The sequence below is a fragment of the Limnoraphis robusta CS-951 genome, assembly GCF_000972705.2.
In genome coordinates this window covers 1-18,283 of the sequence record NZ_LATL02000193.1, presented here as the reverse complement: position 1 = coordinate 18,283, position 18,283 = coordinate 1, and the positions used below count along the sequence as shown (strand labels likewise).

At 44.7% G+C, this 18,283-nt stretch carries 12 protein-coding genes; 11 read left to right on the top strand and 1 reads right to left on the bottom strand.

All coding sequences use genetic code 11. The annotated features are described in order from the left end of the window. The first annotated feature begins 185 nt into the window (after positions 1-185). From WN50_RS16640 to WN50_RS16630, 3 genes are all read left to right on the top strand, one after another. Positions 186-2,114, top strand: coding sequence for a transglycosylase domain-containing protein (locus tag WN50_RS16640; protein WP_046282291.1), 1,929 nt, complete (start codon positions 186-188; stop codon positions 2,112-2,114). 247 nt (positions 2,115-2,361) lie between these two features. Next, a complete protein-coding gene (locus WN50_RS16635) occupies positions 2,362-2,592 on the top strand; it encodes a type II toxin-antitoxin system CcdA family antitoxin (RefSeq protein WP_046282284.1) in 231 nt (76 codons plus the stop codon). Between the two features lie 330 nt (positions 2,593-2,922). Continuing rightward, positions 2,923-4,764, top strand: a complete 1,842-nt coding sequence (locus WN50_RS16630) for a GAF domain-containing protein (RefSeq protein ID WP_046282283.1) — start codon at positions 2,923-2,925, stop codon at positions 4,762-4,764. Between the two features lie 106 nt (positions 4,765-4,870). On the opposite strand, the gene tnpA is transcribed toward WN50_RS16630, so the two are convergent. Next, positions 4,871-5,275 carry an IS200/IS605 family transposase gene (tnpA, locus tag WN50_RS16625; RefSeq protein WP_046282282.1) on the bottom strand — a complete coding sequence of 135 codons (405 nt, stop codon included), beginning with the start codon at positions 5,273-5,275 and terminating at the stop codon, positions 4,871-4,873. A gap of 10 nt (positions 5,276-5,285) precedes the next feature. On the opposite strand from tnpA, the gene WN50_RS16620 reads away from it, so the two are divergent. The 8 genes from WN50_RS16620 (at position 5,286) to WN50_RS16580 (ending at position 18,107) form a co-directional block, all read left to right on the top strand. Further along, the gene (locus WN50_RS16620) at positions 5,286-6,584 is read left to right on the top strand and encodes an RNA-guided endonuclease InsQ/TnpB family protein (RefSeq protein ID WP_235440989.1); all 1,299 of its coding nucleotides are present in this window, start codon (positions 5,286-5,288) and stop codon (positions 6,582-6,584) included. Between the two features lie 131 nt (positions 6,585-6,715). Continuing rightward, positions 6,716-9,115: a type IV pilus secretin family protein gene (locus tag WN50_RS16615; protein ID WP_049559875.1), complete on the top strand. Its 2,400-nt coding sequence runs from the start codon at positions 6,716-6,718 to the stop codon at positions 9,113-9,115. Positions 9,116-9,774: 659 nt separating this feature from the next. Beyond that, positions 9,775-10,059 (top strand): HU family DNA-binding protein, encoded by a 285-nt coding sequence (locus WN50_RS16605; protein ID WP_046278626.1) that lies wholly within the window; start codon positions 9,775-9,777, stop codon positions 10,057-10,059. Beyond that, entirely contained in the window at positions 10,059-11,144 is a 1,086-nt protein-coding gene (gene cobD, locus WN50_RS16600) for a threonine-phosphate decarboxylase CobD (protein WP_046278625.1), read from the top strand. The genes WN50_RS16605 and cobD overlap by 1 nt, the downstream gene beginning before the upstream one ends. Before the next feature lie 23 nt (positions 11,145-11,167). Beyond that, positions 11,168-12,625, top strand: coding sequence for a dihydrolipoyl dehydrogenase family protein (locus WN50_RS16595; RefSeq protein ID WP_046278624.1), 1,458 nt, complete (start codon positions 11,168-11,170; stop codon positions 12,623-12,625). Between the two features lie 40 nt (positions 12,626-12,665). Beyond that, on the top strand, positions 12,666-13,166 hold the full coding sequence (locus WN50_RS16590) for a pentapeptide repeat-containing protein (RefSeq protein ID WP_046278623.1): 501 nt from the start codon (positions 12,666-12,668) through the stop codon (positions 13,164-13,166). Between the two features lie 42 nt (positions 13,167-13,208). Further along, on the top strand, positions 13,209-13,892 hold the full coding sequence (locus WN50_RS16585; RefSeq protein ID WP_046278622.1) for an HAD family hydrolase: 684 nt from the start codon (positions 13,209-13,211) through the stop codon (positions 13,890-13,892). Positions 13,893-14,111: 219 nt separating this feature from the next. Beyond that, positions 14,112-18,107, top strand: a complete 3,996-nt coding sequence (locus WN50_RS16580) for a CHAT domain-containing protein (protein WP_046278621.1) — start codon at positions 14,112-14,114, stop codon at positions 18,105-18,107. Positions 18,108-18,283 lie beyond the last annotated feature (176 nt).

Genomic DNA, 18,283 nt, shown 5'->3' with positions numbered 1-18,283 from the left:
ATTGGGGGATAGATTACCAGAGGAAAGCCGAGTGCAAACCTGTTGGTCGGGTTTCCCCAAAACAGATCAATAGCAACAAACGAATGCTGTATGCTATCACTTAGCCAGAGCGATCACGGAGGGTTTGATCCTCTACCTGTCTTAATCCCCTGTTGCCTTGTTTTCCTGAAGGGAGTGAAATCAACGTGTCATCAACTAACGCTATCCACCCAAAATCGAGAGTCAACAACTCAGAAAGTATTTTTGACTTCGTTCAGTCGGTTAGCAAGGTCACGGCTGGGACGCTGCTGAGTGTCACAATGTTAGCCAGTTCAGTTGTCGCTGGCGGGCTAGTGGGTTTAGCCGTCAGTTTCCGAAATCTACCCGATGTGCGGGTTCTGCAAAGCTACGCACCGACAGAAACCACCTACATCTACGACATCCAGGGCAGACCGCTGGCCAGCCTTCACGATGAAGCCAACCGGGAAGTCATTTCCCTCGATGAAATCTCACCTCACCTCAAGCGTGCAGTTCTAGCGATTGAAGACAGCAATTTCTACTACCACAAAGGAATTTATCCCACAGGAATTATCCGGGCTTTTGTTGCCAACTTAGAAAGTGGCAATACGGTAGAAGGGGGTTCGACTCTAACGATGCAGTTGGTGAAAAACCTGTTTCTCTCACCGAACCGTACCATTAGCCGCAAAGCCGCAGAAGCGGTCATGGCGATTCGGTTAGAACAAATTTTAGCCAAAGATGAGATTTTAGAGCTATATCTCAACCAAGTCTACTGGGGTCATAACCTGTACGGCGTAGAAACCGCCTCTCGCAGTTATTTTAATAAATCTGCCAGTGACCTGACCCTAGCGGAAGCTTCAATGTTAGCGGGTTTAATACCAGCACCGGAAGATTATAGTCCGTTTGTAGACTACAAAAAATCCAAGCAGAGACAACTGACGGTTTTGCAACGGATGCGGGAGTTAAAATGGATTACCGCAGAAGAAGAAGCCATCGCCCGCAAACAACCCTTACTCGTCGGCGCGATTACCTCATTTAAACAAAGTCAGTTACCCTACGTCACCGAAGCCGTGGTTCAGGAGTTAACCCGTAAGTTTGGCCGAGATGCCGTCCTCAAAGGCGGAATGCGCGTACAAACCACGATTGATATTAACTTCCAACGCATGGCGGAACAGGTGGTTAGCACCTGGCATGAACGTCTCTATTATTGGGGTGTTTACGGCAGTTGGGACAATGGTCAAATTGCTCTGGCTGCTGTAGACCCGAGAACCCATTTTGTCAAAGCAATGGTGGGCGGTGCTGACTATAAAACCAGTCAATACAACCGTGCTATTCAAGCTCAACGTCAACCGGGTTCAGCCTTTAAACCGTTTGTTTACTATACCGCCTTTGCGACGGGTAAATATTCCCCAGAGTCAACCGTGTATGATTCACCCGTGAGTTATCCTGATGGTGATGGCTACTATTCTCCTCGCAACTACGGCGGTGGTTATTCAGGGGCAGTGAGTGTTCGTTCAGCTTTAGAAAGTTCTCTAAATATTCCCGCCGTGAAGTTAGGCCAAGAGGTGGGACTGAACCAAGTGATTGAAGTTTGCCGGATTTTGGGCTTCAAGAGTCCAATGGACCCCGTAATTTCCTTACCGTTAGGTTCAGTCGATGTCACGCCAATGGAAATGGCTGGGGGTTTTGCGACGTTTGCTAATAATGGTTGGCATTCAGATCCGACGTTCATTGTCCAAGTTACCGACAGTCAGGGGAATGTGTTGTTGGATAATACCCCTAAACCCAGACTGGTCTTAAATCAGTGGGCCGTTGCTTCCCTCAACAGTAGCTTACAAGGGGTAATCACCGGAGGAACCGGAACCCGAGCGCAAATTGGCCGTCCTGCGGCCGGAAAAACCGGAACCACCTCTTCAGAGCGAGATGTCTGGTTTGTCGGGTATACGCCGCAACTGTCAACGGCGGTTTGGGTGGGTAATGATGACTACACTCCTCTGGCTTCTGGGTCTACCGGAGGAACGACTGTGGCGCCCATTTGGCGAGATTTTATGAGTCGCGCTCTTTCGGGTCAGCCAGGGCAGGGGTTTCCACCTCCGTCCAACTTTGAACGACCCTAAAAAATATCTGTCACAGCTTTTTGAAGACAGGGATGCTGAGAACAACTCTGTTTGATTGTTGAATTGGCATCGTACAATAGAAATAGGCAAGAAATCTTGGGTTGCTCTGTCTTGTTGCGGATAAATAAGCCGTAGCGTTCCGGGGTGAAGTTGCCAACAGCCGGAGGGAAGTGCAAATCGCACTCAGCCGTGTTTACCCTCGCTCTTTGGTTTAGGTTTTGATTTGCTAGGTACTTTTTACGACGTTATGAATCAGCAGAACCCCGTTTCCTCGTCCGATACGCCCACCAAAGTAGAAGTTTCTATTCAGATAGACTCCGAGTTGCTCGACCAGATCAAACATCTGACCAATGATCCGAGTAAAGTCGTAGAAACTGCTTTGCGTCAATGGCTTCGAGGTGAGCGTCCCGAAGATGAATTAGCTTTGACGCTCCAGCGCAATCCTCCCGTTCCTCCTCGCGGTGAATGGAATGACTAGCTAGATTGATAGCTCCCCCCTCTGTCTAATCTGGTAGAGAGGGAGCCGATTTCAAGTATCGGTTTGCTAGCTCTGTGTCTCAGTTGGAGCGATAGACTGAAGACAAAAATCACAGAAAGTTGTTAATCTTTGAATGGATGAATCAATCCAAGATAGAGAATCAAAAGCTAGAATCAAAGACTATTAGTAGTTTAAGCTTCCTGATGTCTGAATCTAGCTCAATGGATGGGTTTTATCCTTCTGATGATCTCAGATGATGTTGTTGAGTCCAAGGTGCAGCTTAATTCCCCTAAACTGCGTTGAGGTAAAGGTTCCCTGTCGCGAGCGCTGATGAACTCCAATACAGATTTTCAGCTTTCAAACTCATTTCCTGCCGAGATTTGGCGAGAGTTGGGGGCTGATTTGGTATTTATTCAGGATGTATCCGGTAAGTATCTGTCGTTTTTTTGGCAACAGAGCGAATCCTATGATCTTTGTGCTGACCAAGTGGTAGGCTCTCATATGGGAGAAACCTTTGGGCCTGCTTTGCTTGAACCCTATTTAGAGCGAATTCATCGGGTTCTGGAAAGTTCGATTCCCGAGCGATTTAGTTATCCGTTTCTCTATCAGGAGCATTATATTCCCTTAGAATTAGTGATCAGTCCGATTTTGACCCCCAACGGCAAAGCGAGTCGGGTACTGGTGATGGGTCGAAGTCTCGAACCCAGCGAAATCAATTCTGAGGCTGACCTCGAAGAAATTATTGCTTATCGTTCTTTACCGTCAAACTTCGATATCCAGCAAAAAATGCTGGTGCAAATTGCCGGAACAATTTGTCGGACGGTTCCCCCCAGTTCCCAAATTTATCAAACCCTTCTCAGTAAAATTACTCAAAAAATTCGCCGCACTCTCGATCTCAAGCAAATCTGGCAGCAAACCGTGTCCAGTCTGGGTCAGGTTCTCCAAGTCAATCGCTGCATTATTTGCCCTTACAAACCTGATCGCACCCACGAAAATGTTCGTTTCCAATACACTCAAGTTGTCGCTGAATATCGTCAAGACCCCTACGAAACGCTGCTAGGCTCGGAAGTGTCTATTGACCAGGAATGGGGTTGGAGTCAAGCTTTAGCAACTTTAGAACCAATTGCTCTTGAACGCACGGCTACCTCTGAAGACCCCTACAAACGTCATTCGGTTTTGGTGATTGCCACTTCCTATCTTGATCAACCCAATGGTATAATTCGCCCAAACGGTTTGATCGCTCTACATCAATGCGATCACTTTCGTCAGTGGACTTTAGCTGAAATTGATTTTGTCCGAGAACTGGCGACTCATGTCGGAACGGCGATCGCTCATGCGACTCTCTATCAGGAACTCGAAGAAGCCCGAGCCGAAGCTGAAGCCTCTTCCCGTCTCAAAAGTGAATTTCTGGCGAATACCTCTCACGAACTGCGTACCCCGCTTAATGGTATTATTGGCTTTCTCAAGCTGGTTATAGATGGTTTAGTTGATGATCGTGAAGAAGAACGAGAATTTGTCCAGGAAGCCCATCGTGCGGCTATACATTTGCTGAATTTGATTAACGATGTGTTAGATATTGCCAAGATCGAAGCCGGGAAAATGGAAATCGACTTCGCTCTCGTCAAAGTCAGTGAACTGTTAAAAGAAGTCGAACAGTTTACCAAAACTCAAGTTCAACAAAAAGGATTAAATTTATCCATTCACGAACATTCATACTCCAAAACTTTAATCGTCTATGCCAACTATCAACGCCTCCTGCAAGTCATGCTCAACTTAGTGGGAAATGCCATCAAATTCACCCATGAAGGGGGTGTGAATATTAGTTTAGGACTCGTTCAAAAAAAAGTCATCTTTCAAAATCAAGAATTTCCGGGTTTGGTGGAATTTAGAGTCACGGATACCGGAATTGGTGTACCCTTAGAAAAGCAAGATCGCCTGTTTAAAGCTTTTTCTCAGGTCGATACGGGCTACACTCGTCAATATGGCGGTACAGGTTTGGGATTAGTGATTTCTCAAAAATTAGTACAAGCGATGGGCGGCAGCGTTAAGTTCTACAGTCTGGGCGATGGTCTCGGATCAACGGTCACTTTTACCGTTCCGTTGTATCAAGAACCTGAACAAAATAACGCTGAAAATCATAATATTTTTTTGGATGAAACCTCCAAGTTTTAACCTTAAACTCAATTCCATCTAAAAATGCTGAAAGGGTACTGTTACTATAGCGAAGCTTAGTGACAGGGGAATTGAAGCCAAAAATCAAAAGCGCGATTCTACGATATTATTCGGGAGCGTCTTGGTTCTGGACATAAGCCTTGAGTTCTTCCAAAGTTACGCCTCCGCAACTGGAAATAAAATAAGCTCCCGTCCAAAACACAGGTTTGAAATAAAATTTATTGACTTGGGCGGGAAATTCTTTACGAATAAGCCTACTACTAACTGTCTTTAGGCTGTTAATCAGTTTGCTGGTTTGAACCTTGGGATTGTAGTCAATCAGTAAGTGAACATGATCTTCTTCGCCGTTAAATTCAACAAGGGTTGATTCCCACTTAATGCAAGTATCGCGAAAGATCTGCTCCAATCGGTCAAGGATTTCCTTATTAATAACCCGTTTGCGGTATTTGGTCACAAAGACAAGGTGAGCTTGAAGTTTATAGCAAGCTCCAGGACGAAGATGATAAGACATAGCACTAAGCTTGATACCAAGCTACAATATTCTAATGAGACTAACACACATCTATAAACTACAGCCATCCGCCGAGCAGGTTGCCAAAATGGAAACCTGGCTTGAGATGTTGCGGAGACATCACAACTACGCACTCGGTCAAAGGTTTGACTGGCGGAGGAGGACGAGATGTCAAATAGATAGATGTAGCCTAGTTTCAGAACCAATTGGAGACATCCCAGAAAACTTCCCTGGTTACAACTTTCAAGCCAGAGAGCTTAAGACAACCAAAGAACTGTTTCCTGTTTACAAGGAAATTCATGCTGAGGTTCAACAACAAAATCTCAAACGACTGGACTTGTCCTGGGATAGATGGATGAAACCCGATAAGTCGGGGAAAAGAGCGGGGAGACCCAAATTCAAAAAGAAAGGACAATTGCGCTCCTTTACTTTTCCTCGCATTAATTGCCCCAAAGCAGGTGTCAACAGAATTGAGAATGGGTTATTAACTTTGTCAAAGATAGGGTCGATGCCTGTGATTATGCACCGACCTTTTCCTGATGGGTTTGAACTCCTGACGGCAACTATTGTTAAAAAAGCTGACGGATGGTACGTCGCGATATCCTTAGAGGATGATACTGTTCCGACACCAAAACCAATAGATGAAATCAAAAGTGCTGTTGGAATTGATTTGGGACTGAAGTCTTTCCAAGTCACATCTAATGGGGAATCTGTAGACGTTCAGCAACATTACAGAAAAACTCAGAGGCATCTGGCTAGACAACAGAAAAAGCTAGCTAGAAAGCAATCCAGTTCTGTTAATTCCCAAAAGCAAAAGCCAAAAATTTCTCTTGTCCACCAGCGAATAGGTAGAAAGAGAAAGGATTTTCATTACAATGTTGCTCACCAACTCGTCAAAAAATACGACCTAATTGCAGTCGAAGATCTGAACATCTTGGGACTGGCAAGAACAAGATTAGCTAAATCGATCTACGATGTAGCTTGGGGAAAATTCCTAACAATATTAGAAGCAGTGGCTCTAAGAAGCGGCGTACATTTTGTTAAGGTAAATCCTCACAGCACAACCGTAGACTGTTCTTCTTGTAAAACCAAAGTTCCCAAAACTCTTTCTGTCCGTCTTCATCAATGCCCCAAGTGCGGGATTGAAATCGACCGGGACGAGAACGCTGCAATTAATATCCTTTACAAAGGATTAACCACCGTGGGACTCACGGTGGCTGCCTGTGGACGGTTAAGTGATTACACTCCGAATGAAGCAGGAATTCCTAATAGTGATGTTAGGATGCTGACACTATATTCGCAGAATTAGTGTCAGAGTATGTCACTTTAAAGCCGACTACTGAGTAAAAACTCGGGAAAGTCTTGCCAAAATTTTAGTTTGAGATTAACACAAGAACCTTTAATCCTAAGCAATAAACACAGTCCAGTTGAGGAGTGAACGTGAAACAAGTTATAGGATACGGATCAGGACTGGCGGTAGCTGCTGTAGTTCTCATGGCACAGGCGCCAGCAATTGCATTTACCGTTATTAGAGATGTTCAAATTGTTCAAAACAACGGTGAGACTAATCTTGTTCTCGTCACCGAAGGCGGCGGGCGTCCCGAGGTTTTCGTCGTTAGACGAGGCAACGATTTTGTCGCTGATGTGATCAACACACAGCTTAATATGGGTCAGGAGATGTTCCAACAAAACAATCCTGCCCCTGGAATTGCCTCGATTGTTGTCACTCAACTTGATCCCACCAGCGTTCGAGTGATTGTCACCGGAGCCGGCAGTCCACCCGATGCCCGAGTGGTTCAAGGGGCTGCTGGCGGCATTGTCATCAGTATGATATCAGGCGGAGCAACTGCCAACGTCCCGGCCAATTCTCCGCCTCCTGCAACGTCCTCCCCCTCACCGGATGTATTAGTGCCTAACCCGGAAGTCGAGATTGACCGGGGTTCCCTCGCACAACAACCCACTCCGCCCCCGTCTGGCTCTCCGTCTCAACAACAGCCGATTGTCCCTGATCCCGCGATTAGAAGCACCAATCCTCAACTGACTCCAGATGCGCGACGCTCTGTTGATCCAACTCCTCCGTTTTTACCTCGGGCTGTTGCTCCACCCGTTGGGGATATTGCCGTTTCTAACGTTAATCCAGCCGTTCAAGCCGTTAACTTGAACACGACAGAAGTCATTCCGCGTTTAGTGTTACGAGATGCTTTAGTCCGAGATGTTCTGTCTCTATTGGCTCGCACAGCCGGACTGAATGTTGCTTTTTCACCCGACTTAGGAGAAGCCGGACAAACCGGAGGGACTCCAGGCGGTTCAGCAAATGTGACGATTTCTCTTGATATCGAAAATGAGTCCGTTCAGGATGTCTTTAACTACGTTCTGCGTCTGAGTGGACTGGAAGCCAACCGCCAAGGAAATACTATCTTTGTGGGTCGCAAATTGCCCAATACTGCTCGCGATGTCGTGGTTCGCTCCTTCCGACTGAATCAAGTTCCAGCCGGAGAAGCCGCAGGTTTTCTCGTCAGTATGGGGGCTGAACGTTCCATTACCCGAGAACAACAGGTGACTCGCGCCAACTCCGTGAATATCCCCGGAAGTACCCAAGCCTTGACCACCACCGATACTCAGGTGACAACTGTTGTGGAAACCCTGCGGGTACAAACTCAAGACTCTATTCCGCTTCTGCGAGGGATGCAAATCGTTGTTGATGAACGTCTCAATAGTCTGACATTAATCGGCCCGCCGAACTTGGTAGAACTCGCCTCTGCCCAACTTATTCAACTTGATTTGCGTAAACGTCAAGTGGCTGTCAATGTCAAAGTTCTTGATATTACCCTCGATGGAGAGGATTCCTTCAGCAGTAGTTTCTCCTTCGGAGTTGATCAAACCTTCTTTGTTAATGATGGGGGTGCGGCGGCTCTGAACTTCGGTTCCTATAATCCCCCTTCTCGCGGAACTTCTACCTCTGGAATTAACGCTCGACCGATTATCCCCAATAACCCCGTTGGGAACCAAGAACCCTTTTTTGACCGAGATGGAACCACAACTACTCCGTTAACTGCACCCGGACGAGGTGGGGTAACATTGCGGCCGATTTCTCCTGTTACCAGTCGTTCTGAAGCCGTCGGGATTTCTGACTTTGATCCGTTTGAGCGCAATCAAGATGGTACCTTTGATGCGGGTGAAGTTGAATTTGATACCTTCCCTCTGTTCCAATATCCCCGTCGTTTCCTACAAACCTTACAATTTCAGATTCAAAACCGCAACGCCAAGATTCTCACCGATCCGACTTTGTTGGTTCAGGAAGGCGAAATTGCAACGGTGCGACTGGTTGAGAACATCGTTAAACGAATTGATACCGATACCATTGAAACCGATGGGGGTCAACGAACTGAAAGACAGCCGACTTTTGAAGATGTCGGTCTGGAGGTTTCCGTTAACGTAGAGCGGATTGATGATAATGGATTTGTGACCATTAATGTTAACCCGGTCGTCACAGCCATTACAAACCGCCTTCCCTTGGCTAGTCCTGATGACGGTAGTTTTGCCACAGAAACCGCAGAACGGAGCTTTAACTCGGGACGAATTCGCTTGCGGGATGGCCAGACATTAATTGTTTCTGGAATTATTCAAGAACAAGATCGGGTGACTGCGAGTAAGATTCCATTCTTAGGGGATTTGCCGATTATTGGGGCATTATTTAGAAGTTCAACCCGTGAAACCGGACGCGCCGAAGTTGTGGTGTTGGTGACTCCGATGATTATGGATGAATCCGATCGCGCACCGTTTGGCTATGAATACAACGTTAGCCCTGATGCCCAACAAATGCTACAACAACGACGTTAGACAGTGACCAGTAGACATTGACCGACCAGTAGATATGAGCATTGATAACTGTCTTGGGCGGGTTTATGCCAGTGATCTGTGAGAAACATACATCGATGTGGAACCCGCCCCTACATCACTGGTGACTCTCTTACAAACTTTGCTAAGATTGCGAACTTCCTCTCTTGCGAACTTCCTCCTCGACGGAAACCGCCAAGACCGGAGTTCGCGCTCCTTGATGGAAACCACCAAGACCGGAGTTCGCGCTCTCGCCGGAAACCGCGCCCGTCGCAAGGAACGCGCTGGTGACTGTTGACTCCCATCCTCTAAACAGGGGATGTTTTTTTGGGCCAAAACAGAATCAAAATTAGAAAATTGCCTCAAATCCATATAAATTTAAAGATTTAATTGATCCATATTCGACTTAAAAACATTAGAATAAGTCAGTGCAAGTGAGATACTGTGAGGGTTACAGCGATAGTCACGTTGAATTTCGATCCAAAGACTATCCGTGATCACAATCACTTGACAAGTTCATAGCAGATTGGCACTCTTTGTCAAGAGTCCAGTAGGACAGAAGCAATTTTTCTTTTGTCCTGCATTTGAATTGATCAGTTGTTTTTTCATCTGTTTTCCACCCCGATCCCTTGTGATGCGGGGTTTCCAGACAAGGAGGTTCTATGAATAAAGGTGAATTAGTGGATGCTGTGGCTGAACGGGCCAGCGTAACCAAAAAACAAGCGGATGCGGTTTTGACGGCTGCCCTCGATACCATTATGGAAGCGGTATCGCGCAACGACAAAGTAACCCTAGTGGGTTTTGGTTCCTTTGAATCCCGTGAACGCAAAGCGCGTGAAGGACGCAATCCGAAAACTGGAGAAAAAATGGAAATTCCCGCCACTCGGGTTCCAGCCTTCTCAGCCGGTAAACTGTTCAAGGAAAAGGTAGCTCCCAAAGAGGAATAATCGTGTTAGCCCAACCGCTTGCCAGACCAGGACACGGTGGAAATCTCACTTGGGCAGCCTCAATTGCAGGCTGCTCTGCCTCAGATATTCTGGATTTTTCGGCTAGTATCAATCCTTGGGGGCCGCCGCAGTCGGCGTTAGAAGCCATTCAAACCCATCTGAGCGATCTCAGAGCCTATCCCGATCCCGAATATCGGACATTGCGAAAAGCTCTGAGTCAGATCCATTCCCCTCTAGAGGCAGACTGGATATTACCCGGGAATGGAGCGGCTGAGTTACTCACTTGGGCAGGATGGGAACTGGCTCAACAGCAGACTACCTATCTGCTAACGCCTGCCTTTGGAGACTATCGGCGATCGCTGAGTGCTTTTCAAGCTCATGTGATTGAATGGCCCCTATCAGAAAATGAGGGACAGTGGTCATTGGCTTCACCGGGACTGGACAAGCGAGGGGGGCTACTCTTGAATAATCCTCACAACCCCACAGGTCGGCTGTTTTCTCAGGAAGTCCTTGAACCTTACCTCGAACAGTTTGATCTGGTGGTTGTTGATGAAGCTTTTATGGACTTTCTCCCGCCTCAACAGCAACAAAGTCTAGTGGCAAAAGTGCCAGAATACAAAAATCTAGTGATTTTGCGATCGCTGACCAAATTTTACAGCATCCCTGGATTGCGGTTAGGTTATGCGATCGCTCACCCCGAGCGGCTTCGTCGTTGGCAACAGTGGCGTGATCCCTGGCCGGTTAACGTTTTAGCGGCGGCGGTCGGTACGGCAGTCGTTCAAGATCACGCTTTTCAACAATACACTTGGGACTGGTTAACAAAAGCTCGTTCCCAACTGCTGACGGGTTTAGGGCAATTACCCGGACTACGCCCCTATGCGGGTGCTGCTAATTTTCTGCTGGTGTATTCACCCCAACCCGTCCCCGAATTACAAATCACGCTGTTGCAACGTCATCGGATCTTAATTCGAGATTGTCTCAGCTTTGAAGAACTCGGTCAACATTATTTTCGAGTCGCTATCCGCACAGAAGCGGAAAATCAACGCCTCTTAACGGCTTTAACAGACCTTTGGCCATCTCTCTAATTCAGCTTCTCACGGGTTGTTCTATGATTGACTACGATGTGGTAATAATTGGTGGCAGTCCAACTGGACGCTATGCGGCGGCTTTGGCAACCCAACTGCAAGCCCGTGTTGCCCTAGTCGAACCTCAAAAACCCACTTTTGCGGGTCAGTGTTGGCGTTGGGGATACAGTGCCGCCTTGCGATCTGTGGGACAAACGGTTCGACAGATTGAGCGATCGCAACAATTGGGTTGGGACTCGACAAGCGACAACTGCAACCTCGATCAAACCTTTTCTCTCAACTGGCGGCAAACGAAACAGTGGATGGAGGCTGTTGTCTCTAACCTCGAAGAACAAGATTCTCCGGCAATGTTAGCCGCTTTGGGGGTTGATGTGATTTTTGGACAAGGGGAGTTTGTTAGCCAACCCCATCTGGCTTTTGTTGTCAATCAACGAACTTTGCGATCGCGAACTTATTTATTGGCAACCGCTTCCCAACCGAAAATTCCTGAAATTGAAGGGCTACTTTTAACGGGATTTTTGACGGCTGAAACGATTAATAAACTGACTCGAATTCCTGAACATTTGGCGATCATTGGCGGTGATCCGAGCGGGACTGAACTCGCTCAAACCTTTGCGCGGCTGGGTTCAAATGTGACAATGATTATTAAACATGATCATATTTTAGGTAAAGAAGATCCTGAAGCGGCTGGCTTAATCCAAGCTAAATTAGAAGCGGTCGGAATTAAAATTTTAACTCAAACAGAAGTGATTCAAGCCCAAAAAATTCAGGATAAAAAATGGATTCAAGCGGGAAATAAAGCGATTGAAGTTGATGAAATTATCGTCGCTGCCGGACAACAGCCTCAACTGAACCGTTTAAATTTAGAAGCGCTTGGAGTTGCATTCAACCGGGAATATTTACGCCTGAATGAAAAACTCCAAACCACCCATTCCCGGATTTACGCCTGTGGTAATTTATCCGGGGGATATTCTTACCCTCATCTGGCAAACTATGAAGCAACAATTGCCCTGAAAAATGCTTTATATTTGCCGATTTTTCAGGTCAATTATCAAGGTGTACCTTGGGCAGTTTTCTCCGATCCTCAATTAGCGAGAGTTGGGTTAACGGAAACCCAAGCCAAACGTCGCTACGGAGATGATATTCTCGTTTATCGGGATTATTTTAAACATTTACCCAAAGCGATCATTGAAGAAGAAACCGTCGGTTTTTTTAAGTTGATCGGACATCAAAATGGTGAAATTTTAGGGGCTTCCATTGTCGGGCCACAAGCCAGTGAGATGATTAGTCTCATCGCCCTCGCCATCCGTCAAGGCTTAAAAATTCAGGCGATCGCTCAACTTCCCCAAATTTGGCCGACTTTCTCCCAAATGAGTCAACAAACGGCGATCGCTTGGTTGCAACATCAGCGTCGGTGCAATACCCTATTAATAGATTGGATCGAAAATCTCTTTCACTGGCGTCGATCTTGGTCATCGTAAGTTAATCTGTTCACGCCTATCAACTTGTTGATGGAATACCATGCTAAAAATGAAGTTAAAATTTCCACTCTTATTGGTTTTATTGCTGATTGTCGTAACAGGATGTAAAACGACTTCTGAAAATGCAGCCAAACGCTTAAGCGAAACCAAAGAATGTTTTGACTGTGATTTAACGGGAGAAAACTTTGAAGGTGCCGACTTGTCTGGTGCAAAACTAAACGGTTCTAACCTCAGTGGAGTGAACTTAAAAGGGGCTAATTTAAGTGGTGCAATTCTCGATAATGTGAATTTAAGTCAAGCGGATTTAAGTGGAGCAAATTTGAGTTCAACTGCCTTAACCCAAGCAAATTTAACCGATGCTAATTTAACGGGATCTGACCTCACCGGAGCCTTTTTAAGAGGAGCAATATTGAGTAATGCTAAACTCACCAAAGCTAATTTGAATCAGGCTGATTTAAACGCGGCTCAACTGGAAGGAGCAGATATTAATGGGGCAAGCTTTAAAGAAGCGATCATGCCGGATGGTTCAGTTCAAAAATAAACGTTTAAAATTAGATCATCAATTAACATCACCCCTGAAATCATGCTGAAAGCGATTCTCTTTGATTTAGATGGAACCTTAGTCAATACAGACCCTTTACACTTTAAAGTTTGGCAAGAAATTTTACAAACTTATAACACAGAAATCGATCATTCCTTTTATAAAACCTACATTAGCGGCCGTCAAAATCCTCAGATTATTCAAGACTTGATTCCCCAACTTTCAGTCAGTGAAGGGGCAGAACTTGCGGAATACAAAGAAGCTCGTTTCCGGGAAATCGCCCTAGAATTACAGCCGATAGCAGGTTTAATGGAGATGCTGACTTGGATTGAAACAGAAGGTTTAAGAAAAGCAGTCGTTACGAATGCACCCCGTGAAAATGCTCGATTTATGTTAGAAGTTTTGCAGCTAACCGAACGATTTGAATTTGTGGTTTTAGGGGAAGAGATGATTGCTGGAAAACCTGATCCCGCGCCCTATCAATATGCGTTAGAACAGTCTCAAATTCAACCTTCAGAAGCCATTGTATTTGAAGATTCTCCTTCAGGAATTCGTTCGGCTGTTGGGGCAGAAATTTATACGATTGGTGTGGCGTCAACCCACGAACCTGCTGTTCTTAAAGCCATTGGTGCCTCACTGGTTATTAACGATTTTAACGATTTACAACTGTGGGCAAAAATTAAATCACTTTTGGGAACAGAAGAAGCGGTAGAAATGACAGAGTAGTAACCAGTCTTTAGTAGGGGTCATTCATGAAGCCACCCCTACCAGTTATCAGTTTTTTCCCTTTTGCATGAGTGCATGAGTGCAAGATTGCCTATTCCCTGTTCCCTAAGAGGTGAAAATCCCCTATCTTGACAAAGGATAGATAGAATGGAGAAGGGATGAGGATTCGTCAGGGGCATCTAGGGTAATGAAACATCTATCAACCAGGAGGTGTACCCCATGAAAGCGAGTTCAAATCGCTTGAGTTTACTGTTGATAGCTTTGAGTCTCCAGAGCGTTAACCTCTCTACCGCCTACGCCCAAACCCGTACAATTACGCCCGCCCCTGATGGAACCGGAACTGTTATCAACAGCCAGGGAAATCGTTTTGATATTAATGGCGGTTCTGTGAGTCGAGATGGTCAAAATCTGTTCCATAGTTTCGAGCAGTTTAATTTATCTGAAGGACAAATTGCTAATTTTTTATCAAATCCTAATATTCGCAACATCTTAGGACGAGTAGTTGGGGGAGATGCTTCGTTTATTAATGGTTTAATTGAAGTTACAGGTGGCAATTCTAACCTGTTTTTGATGAATCCTGCGGGTATTATTTTCGGTGCAAATGCGAGTTTAAATATTCCCGCTTCTTTTACCGCAACGACGGCTAACGGGATTGGATTTGGTGCGAATACTTGGTTTGATGTTAGCTCAAATTCGGATTGGTCAAATTTAGTCGGAACTCCCAACAGTTTTCGCTTCGATACTCAAAATCCCGGTTCTATTATTAATCTCGGTGAACTCGCTGTTTCTTCTGAACAACAGTTAACTCTTGTTGCTGGAACGATTATTAATACAGGAACTCTCGCCGCCCCAGAAGGAACAGTTTCAGTGCAAACGGTTCCCGGTGAAAATTTAGTGCGAATTGTTCAAACCGGACATTTATTAAATCTTGAAGTTGCAGCACTTCCTTCTAACTCTGTGACTAACCAACCCAGTATTACTCCTCTCTCTTTACCTGAACTTCTGACAGGTGGAGAGGTGACAACAGCTACAGGAATTATCGTTAATTCTAATGGTGAAATTGTGTTAACTTCAGGTCAAATTGTTGAATCTGGGGATATTGCAGTTACGCCTCAAATGAGTTTAGATGATAATCATGCCGTTACAGGTGAAACTGTTACTCTAAAAGCAGCTAATACTCTCACCATTGCTGAACGTTCGTTACAAACGACAGGTGACTTAAATTTACTGGCTGGAAATACGGTGCGAGTTCGCGATAGTTTGACTCATCCTTTCTCGGCGATTGCAGGTGGAAATATAACCGTTATAGGTTTGCAAAATATTGATATTCTCGCCCTAGATTCGATTAATATTTTAGGTTCTGCACCCTTTCAAGCGGCAGGAAATCTGACTTTAGTGAGTGATGGTATTATTTCAGGCGATAGTCACTTCAACGCAGGCGGAAATTTTAACATTCTCAATTCTATAGGTACAGGCGGAACGTTTATAAGCTTGTACGACCCGATTATTTATTCTGATGGAGATGTTGTCTTTGGTAGCTACGAAGGCGCCTCTTTAAAAGTAGAAGCAACCGGAGCGATTATTGGGGGTGATATTAATATTACAACTGCTGATATTAACCTTGCGAATTCGGCTGACCCGGAAGCGAATATTCTTAGTAGTAGTCCTGCATTAATATTACGTTCAGGAGTACAAAATCTTGGGAATTCTGCCAATATAAACTCGAATACTTCCGTTGAAGGCACATTTTTCTTGCAAAGACCCGCATCAGGAAATAATAATCTGACTGTGGGTAATGTAACGACCGCAGGTGGGCCGGTTATTCTAAACTCTACAGGTCGAATTGTTGTCGATCAAATTAACACCCAAGGGGGAGAAGTTAATCTCCAAGCTATTGATAATATTATTATCGCTCGAAATATCAATTCATCTGGCGGAAATATTGAGATTATTACCGATGATTTGTTGCGCGTGGGTACATTAATTGATCCGAATGATAATAGCCCGAGTATTTCTTCTGAAAATGGTCAAATAGACGGTTCAATTACGATTGAACATGGGGGTGGTGAAACGCCTTTTATTATTGGAGATGCGACAACTAATGGTACTGCGAGAAGCATCACGAGTCGTTCAGCACAAATTACACCTCAGTTTGAAGTTCCTCGCACAACAGACGGGATTTTTCGACAAGGAAATATCACAATTCGTACAACTCCATTTCCTGTAGAAGAACCTCCCACTGAACCGCCACCCGTTGAACCGCCACCCGTTGAACCAGAAGAACCAATAACTGAAAATCCGCCTCCCGTTGAACCTCCAGAAGAACCTTCATTACCGACAAATCCCGGTAATAATCCTCCGATTGATGTTCCTAGAGAAGAAAATCCAAATAATCCTAATAATCCGGGGAATGAAACTCCTGAAGTTCCTAATAATCCGGGAAATGAAACTCCTGAAGTTCCTAATAATCCCGGAAATGAAACTCCTGAAGTTCCTAATAATCCGGGGAATGAAACCCCTGAAGTTCCTAATAATCCGGGGAATGAAACTCCTGAAGTTCCTAATAATCCGGGGAATGAAACTCCTGAAGTTCCTAATAATCCGGGGAATCCTCCTGTCGTAAATCCACCGAATAATAATCCACCGCCTGAAGTTCCTTCAACTCCAGAAACAAGGATTTTAACTCCAGAACAACAGGAGAATGTTACGACTGTGATTGAATCAGAATTAGTTGAACGGAAAAACAGCTTTAGTTCGCCAGTAGAGGAACTGCAAAATGGAAGTATTTCTCTAAGGAATTCTGGGTTAGATGTCAGTCTTCTAGAAGATAATAGCAGTGCAACAACGGTTCAACAGAATGCAGATGGTACGATTGGGTTACTTCGATATAACTCAGTGATAACCGAGCCAAATACGGCTTCTGAGTTTAATCCTCAAGAGGCGATTCAACTCGCTCGTGCGGAGTTAACTGAGAGTTTTGATAGCAATAATATTGAGCAAGCTGTATCCCAAATCGATCAAGTTTATAGCTGGGAGTATCTCAACTATTTGGGTAAAAATATTGAGGATGTTGAAGGTCAAGTTTCGCTTCGGGAGATTCAAGACAAGCTCAGTGAAATGGATAAAAAGTATGGCACAAAAGCAGCAATGATTTATGTTTTGGCTCAGTCAAATGAGTTGATTCTGATGGCAATTTCAGCAAAAGGAGATGCAATCCAAAAAACAATTGAAAATGTTAATCGTCAGGAATTAATAGAAGTTTCAAATCAATTTCGTCTGGAAATTACCGATGCTCGAAAACGGTATACTAGCAGCTATAAGCCTCTATCTCAACAGCTTTATCAATGGTTAGTGTCACCTTTAGAAGAGGCTATAGACTCTCAAAAGATTGATACCTTGTTGTTTGTTATGGATCGGGGATTACGCAGTTTACCCTTAGCAGCTTTGCATGATGGGGAACAGTTTTTGATTGAAAAATACAACTTTAGTCTGATTCCCAGTTTCAGTTTAATGGATATTCGCGATAATCCTCTGAATGAGCCGCGAGTTTTAGCAATGGGAGCTTCTAAATTTACGGAACAACCGCCTTTACCTGCGGTTCCACTGGAAGTCAGATCAATCACTAAAGAGCTAGGAGGAGAATACTTTATCAATGAAGACTTTACCATCAATAACTTTAGAACACAACGAATTAATCACCCCTATAATATCATTCACTTAGCAACTCATAGCGAATTTAGTCGAGGTGATTTAAGCAATTCCTACATCCAATTTTGGGATCAAAAACTCACCTTAAATAACTTCAAACAATTGGGTGGTAAGTGGGATAATCCCCCGACTGAACTGTTTGTTTTAAGTGCTTGTCGAACAGCGATTGGAGATGAGAGTGCGGAATTAGGATTTGCCGGATTAGCTGTACAAGCTGGGGTTCCTTCGGCGTTAGCGAGTTTATGGTATGTTTCCGATCAGGGAACGTTAGGATTAATGATTGAATTTTACAATCAATTACGAAACAAACCGATACTTTCTCAAGCCTTTCGTGATGCTCAACTTGCGATGTTAAGAGGTGAAATTACGATTGAGTCTGGTTATTTATTAAGTTCAACATTCATCAGAGAAATTCAGCTTCCTAGTGAACTTCTAAGCCAAGGAAATACGGTTTTTACTCATCCCTATTATTGGGCAGGTTTTACTTTAATTGGAAGTCCTTGGTAATCTGTATTTTTTAAATAAAGTTCACTCACTTTACACCTATGTTGAAATTGACAAAATTATATGAAATCGAAAAAAGAATGCTACAAATCATTAATCCCCCATCATCCTCCAGGGCTGTTTCAAAGTCGAACTCAAATTGTGTTTCGACCTCTCCCCCAACCCCTCTCTATCCCCCC

Coding starts and splice junctions, on each gene's coding strand:
- WN50_RS16635 (WP_046282284.1), top strand. CDS start 2,362: ATGAATCAGCAGAACCCCGTTTCCTCGTCCGATACGCCCACCAAAGTA.
- WN50_RS16630 (WP_046282283.1), top strand. CDS start 2,923: ATGAACTCCAATACAGATTTTCAGCTTTCAAACTCATTTCCTGCCGAG.
- tnpA (WP_046282282.1), bottom strand. CDS start 5,275: ATGTCTTATCATCTTCGTCCTGGAGCTTGCTATAAACTTCAAGCTCAC.
- WN50_RS16605 (WP_046278626.1), top strand. CDS start 9,775: ATGAATAAAGGTGAATTAGTGGATGCTGTGGCTGAACGGGCCAGCGTA.
- WN50_RS16595 (WP_046278624.1), top strand. CDS start 11,168: ATGATTGACTACGATGTGGTAATAATTGGTGGCAGTCCAACTGGACGC.
- WN50_RS16590 (WP_046278623.1), top strand. CDS start 12,666: ATGCTAAAAATGAAGTTAAAATTTCCACTCTTATTGGTTTTATTGCTG.
- WN50_RS16585 (WP_046278622.1), top strand. CDS start 13,209: ATGCTGAAAGCGATTCTCTTTGATTTAGATGGAACCTTAGTCAATACA.
- WN50_RS16580 (WP_046278621.1), top strand. CDS start 14,112: ATGAAAGCGAGTTCAAATCGCTTGAGTTTACTGTTGATAGCTTTGAGT.